General features: G+C 75.6%; 5 protein-coding genes. 3 read left to right on the forward strand and 2 right to left on the reverse strand.

The window, feature by feature from the left end; translation table 11 throughout:
* The 3 genes from H5J29_RS22205 to H5J29_RS22215 form a co-directional block, all read left to right on the forward strand.
* A partial coding sequence (locus tag H5J29_RS22205; protein WP_181782975.1) for an APC family permease occupies positions 1-726 on the forward strand: 726 nt, incomplete at its 5' end.
* Between the two features lie 9 nt (positions 727-735).
* A complete protein-coding gene (gene gcvT / locus H5J29_RS22210) occupies positions 736-1,830 on the forward strand; it encodes a glycine cleavage system aminomethyltransferase GcvT (protein ID WP_181782976.1) in 1,095 nt (364 codons plus the stop codon).
* Positions 1,831-1,885: 55 nt separating this feature from the next.
* A complete protein-coding gene (locus tag H5J29_RS22215; protein WP_181782977.1) occupies positions 1,886-2,992 on the forward strand; it encodes a branched-chain amino acid aminotransferase in 1,107 nt (368 codons plus the stop codon).
* A gap of 144 nt (positions 2,993-3,136) precedes the next feature.
* On the opposite strand, the gene H5J29_RS22220 is transcribed toward H5J29_RS22215, so the two are convergent.
* Both H5J29_RS22220 and H5J29_RS22225 read right to left on the reverse strand, forming a co-directional pair.
* Positions 3,137-3,883 (reverse strand): adenosylcobinamide-GDP ribazoletransferase, encoded by a 747-nt coding sequence (locus tag H5J29_RS22220; RefSeq protein WP_181782978.1) that lies wholly within the window; start codon positions 3,881-3,883, stop codon positions 3,137-3,139.
* Positions 3,884-3,899: 16 nt separating this feature from the next.
* A partial coding sequence (locus H5J29_RS22225) for a nicotinate-nucleotide--dimethylbenzimidazole phosphoribosyltransferase (RefSeq protein WP_181782979.1) occupies positions 3,900-4,444 on the reverse strand: 545 nt, incomplete at its 5' end.

The following is a 4,444-nucleotide window of genomic DNA, read 5'->3' on the forward strand; positions in this document are numbered from 1 at the left end:
TCGGCGGCCGGGCTCGTGTTCTTCGCGTTCGTCGGGTTCGCGAACGTGACGACCCACCGCGAGGAGGTCCGCACCCCGGCGCGCACGCTGCGCCGCGCGATCCCGATCGCCCTGGGCGTGTGCACGCTGGCGTACCTCGCCGTGGCCGGGGCGCTGCTGGTGGGTCTGGGCACCGACCGGCTCGGCACGGAGCACGCCCCGCTCGTCGCGCTCGTCGACACCGGGCAGGCCCCCGCGCTGGGCGTGCTGGTCCGGATCGGCGCGGCCGTGGCCGCGGGGTCCACGCTGCTCGCGGTGCTGATCGGGGTCAGCCGGACGGCGTCGGCCATGTCCCGGCACGAGGACGTCCCGCGCGCGTTCGGCCGCGTCTGCGGGTCCGGCGCCCCCTGGCGGTCCGACGTCCTCGGCGCCGCCCTCGCCGTCCTCGTCGCCGTGTTCGCGGGGCCGGTCGCCTCGATCGCGCTGTCCGCGTGCGCGATGTTGGTCCACTACGCGATCGTGCACGTCGCGACGCTGCGGACGCCGGGGAGTCGGCTCCCGCGGTGGGTCCCGGCCGTCGGCGTGGTGCTGTGCCTCGGGCTGGCCGCCCTGCTCCCCGTGACGTCCGTGCTGATCACCCTCGGGATCCTGCTGGTCGGGTGGGGACTGACGGAGCTGAGCGCCCTGCGCGCCCGGCGCCGCCCGGTCGCGGACCGCGAGGAGCCCCCGGGGGAGCAGGCGGCATAGGGTCGTCGGGTGGACCTGATCTCCGGCCCCCTGCACGAGCGGCACGTCGCCCTCGGGGCGACGCTCGGCCCCTTCGGCGGCTGGTCGATGCCGATCTCCTATCCCGCGGGGACCGTCGCCGAGCACACGGCGGTGCGCGAGGCCGTCGGGGTGTTCGACGTGAGCCACCTCGGGAAACTGCAGGTCAGCGGGCCGGGGGCGGCGGCGTTCGTCAACTCCTGCCTCACCGCGGACCTCGACCGGATCGGGCCGGGACAGGCCCAGTACACGCTGTGCTGCACCGAGACCGGCGGCGTGGTCGACGACCTCATCGCCTACCTCGACGGCCCCGACTCCGTGCTCCTCGTCCCCAACGCCGCGAACTCCGCGGCCGTGGCGGCGCTGCTCACGGCGGCCGCACCCGCCGGGATCACGATCACCGACCGGCACCGGGACCTGGCCGTGATCGCGGTGCAGGGGCCGCGTTCGGCGGAGCTGTTCGCCACGATGTTCGCGGGCTTCGGCGGCATCGCCGGCCTCGACTACATGGCCTTCACCGACGCCGGCGAGGTCCGGGTCTGCCGCACCGGCTACACCGGCGAGCACGGCTACGAGCTGCTCGTCCCCGCCGCGCAGGCCCCCGCGATCTGGGACGGCCTGCTGGCGGGCGCCGCGTCGCTGGGCGGGCAGCCCTGCGGGCTGGGCGCGCGGGACACACTGCGCACCGAGATGGGCTACCCGCTGCACGGGCAGGACCTCTCGCTCGACATCAGCCCCGTCCAGGCGGGCAGCTCCTGGGCCGTCGGGTGGGCCAAGCCGGAGTTCTGGGGACGGGCGGCGCTGCTGGCGGAGAAGGAGGCCGGACCCGCCCGACGGCTGCGGGGCCTGCGGGCCACCGGCCGCGGCGTGCCGCGCGCGGGGATGGCGGTGCTGCGCGAGGGCGCCCAGGTCGGCGTGACGACGTCGGGAACCTTCTCGCCCACGCTGCGGACCGGCATCGCGCTGGCCCTGATCGACACCGCGGCGCAGGTGCGGGCCGAGGACACGCTGTCGGTGGACGTGCGCGGCCGCGGGCTCGAGGTCACCGTGGTGAAGCCGCCGTTCGTACCGTCGCACGTCCGATGAACGGACGCCCTACCGGCTGATCCCGCGGCTTGCCCGTGGGGTTACCGTTTGGGGCATGAGCGCGTCGTTCACCCGTGACCCGAACCCCGCCCCGGTCTCCGACCAGCGGCGCGCCGAGATCCTGGCGGCGCCCGGGTTCGGTCGCTTCTTCACCGACCACATGGTGTCGATCAGGTGGACGCGCGGGCAGGGCTGGCACGACGCGGCGGTCGTGCCCTACGGGCCGATCGCGCTCGACCCGGCCACGATGGTCCTGCACTACGGGCAGGAGATCTTCGAGGGGCTCAAGGCGTACAGCCAGCCGGACGGGTCCGTCGCCTCCTTCCGGCCCGAGGCGAACGCCGCGCGCTTCCGGCAGTCCGCCGTCCGCCTGGGCATGCCCGAGCTGCCCGACGAGCTGTTCCTCGCCGCGCTGGACGAGCTGATCACGATCGACCGGGCCTGGGTGCCCCCGGCGGGTGGTGAGGAGTCCCTCTACCTGCGGCCCTTCATGATCGCCACCGAGGTGGGCCTCGGGGTCAAGCCCGCGGACGAGTACCTGTTCCTGCTGATCGCCTCCCCGGCGGGGGCGTACTTCCCGGGCGGGGTCAAGCCGGTCAACGTCTGGCTGTGCACGGACTTCACCCGCGCCGCGGTGGGCGGGACCGGGACCGCGAAGTGCGGCGGGAACTACGCCGCGTCGCTGCTGCCGCAGGCCCAGGCGGCCGCGCACGGCTGTGCCCAGGTCGCCTACCTCGACGCCGCCGAGAAGAAGTGGATCGAGGAGATGGGGGGCATGAACATGTTCTTCGTCTACGGGTCCGGCGACTCGGCGGAGCTGGTCACCCCCGAGCTGTCGGGGTCGATCCTCGAGGGCGTCACCCGGCACTCGCTGCTGGTGCTGGGCAAGGAGATCGGCTGCCAGGTGACCGAGCGGAGGATCTCGTCCGACGAGTGGATCTCCGGCTGCGCCGACGGCTCGATCACCGAGGTCTTCGCCTGTGGCACCGCCGCGGTGATCACCCCGATCTGCACCGTGAAGTACCAGGCGGGGGACGAGGTGCGGGCCGTCCGGGTCGCGGACGGCGAGCCCGGTGCGGTCACCACCCGGCTGCGGTCCATCCTCACCGACATCCAGCGGGGCAAGGGCCACGACACCCACGGCTGGATGACCGCCCTCTGACGCGCGAGTCCCCCACTCCCGCCGCGCGAGTCCCCCACTTTCGACGCGCGAGTCGGACACCTCGGACGCGCGAGTCGGACACCTCGGACGCGCGAGTCGGACACCTCGGACGCGCGAGTCGGACATCCCGGGTCCGCCGCCCGGTCAGACGGTCGCGGCGACCGTCAGGAGGACGGCCGCGGTCCCGAGCTCCGCCGTGGCGCCCAGCACGTCCCCGCTCATCCCGGCGAACCTCCGCGCGGTGTGGGCCGACAGCCCGATCGCGACCGCCGCGGCGAGCGCCACCCCGACGGGTCCGAACGGGCCCGCGACCAGCACCGACACCCCCGCCAGCCCGATCCACCACAGCGCGGCGACCCACCCCGGCTGCGACCCGGCGACGAGCGCCCCCAGGCCACCGGGCCGGGCCGCGGGCACCCCGCGCCGCGCCACCCAGCAGACGCCCACTCGGCCCACCGCGCACGCCAGCGCCGGGATCGCGACGGTCCGCCAGCCCCCGGCCGCCCCGACCTCCGCGAGCGAGGCCGCCTGCACCCCCAGCACCACCAGCAGGGTCACGACGGCGAACGGACCCGCCCCACCGTCCTTCATCACCGCGAGCGCCCGCTCGGGCGGGCCGTAGCAGCCCAGCCCGTCGGCGGTGTCGGCCAACCCGTCGACGTGCATCCCGCGCGTCGCGAGCGCGAGGAGACCCACCGCCAGGAGGCCCGCCACCAGGGCGGGGAGCCCGACCCGGGTCAGCCCCCAGACCAGGGCGCCCGCGACCGCGCCCAGCCCCGCGCCGACGAGCGGCGCCCACCGCAGCGCCCCGCCCGCGACCGCCCGCGACGGCTCCCCGGTCCGCACCGGCAGCACCGTCAACCAGCTGAGCGCGAGGGCCAACGACCTCACCGCGGCACCCGAGCCTTCATCCCGTGACGGCGCGGACCGGGGTGATGCCGCTGGACTCCGCGGAGGCGGTCTCGCCCAGGAGCCGCGCCGCGGCCTGGACCAGCGGCAGGACCGCGACCGCGCCCGTGCCGTCGCCCAACCGGATCTGCAGGTCCAGCACCGGGACGAGCTGCAGGTGCTGCAGCACGAGCGTCATCGCGGGCTCGGGCGACTGCTGCGCGGCGAGCCACCACTGGTGGGCACCGGGGGCGAGGTCGTCGGCGAGCAGGGCGGCGGCGCCCACCACCAGGCCGTCGAGCAGCACCGGGGTCCTCCGCAGCGCCGCCTGGACCAGGAACCCGGTGAGCACCGCGAGGTCCGCACCGCCGACCGTGCGCAGCAGCGCGTGCGGGTCGTGGACGTGCGGCTTGGCCCGGCGCAGCGCGTCCCGGATGGCGACGGCCTTCCGCATCCAGGCGTTGTCGCCGATCCCGGCCCCGCGCCCGACGACGGCGACCGGCTCGGCCCCCGTCACCGCCGCGACCAGCGTCGACGCCGCCGTGGTCGCGCCGACGCCGAGCG

The organism is Pseudonocardia pini, from assembly GCF_013870575.1.
GTDB classification, from domain to species: Bacteria; Actinomycetota; Actinomycetes; order Mycobacteriales; family Pseudonocardiaceae; genus Pseudonocardia; species Pseudonocardia pini.

What these genes read in the sequence shown, in the direction of transcription:
- H5J29_RS22215 (WP_181782977.1), top strand. Translation starts at nt 1,886, where the DNA reads ATGAGCGCGTCGTTCACCCGTGACCCGAACCCCGCCCCGGTCTCCGAC.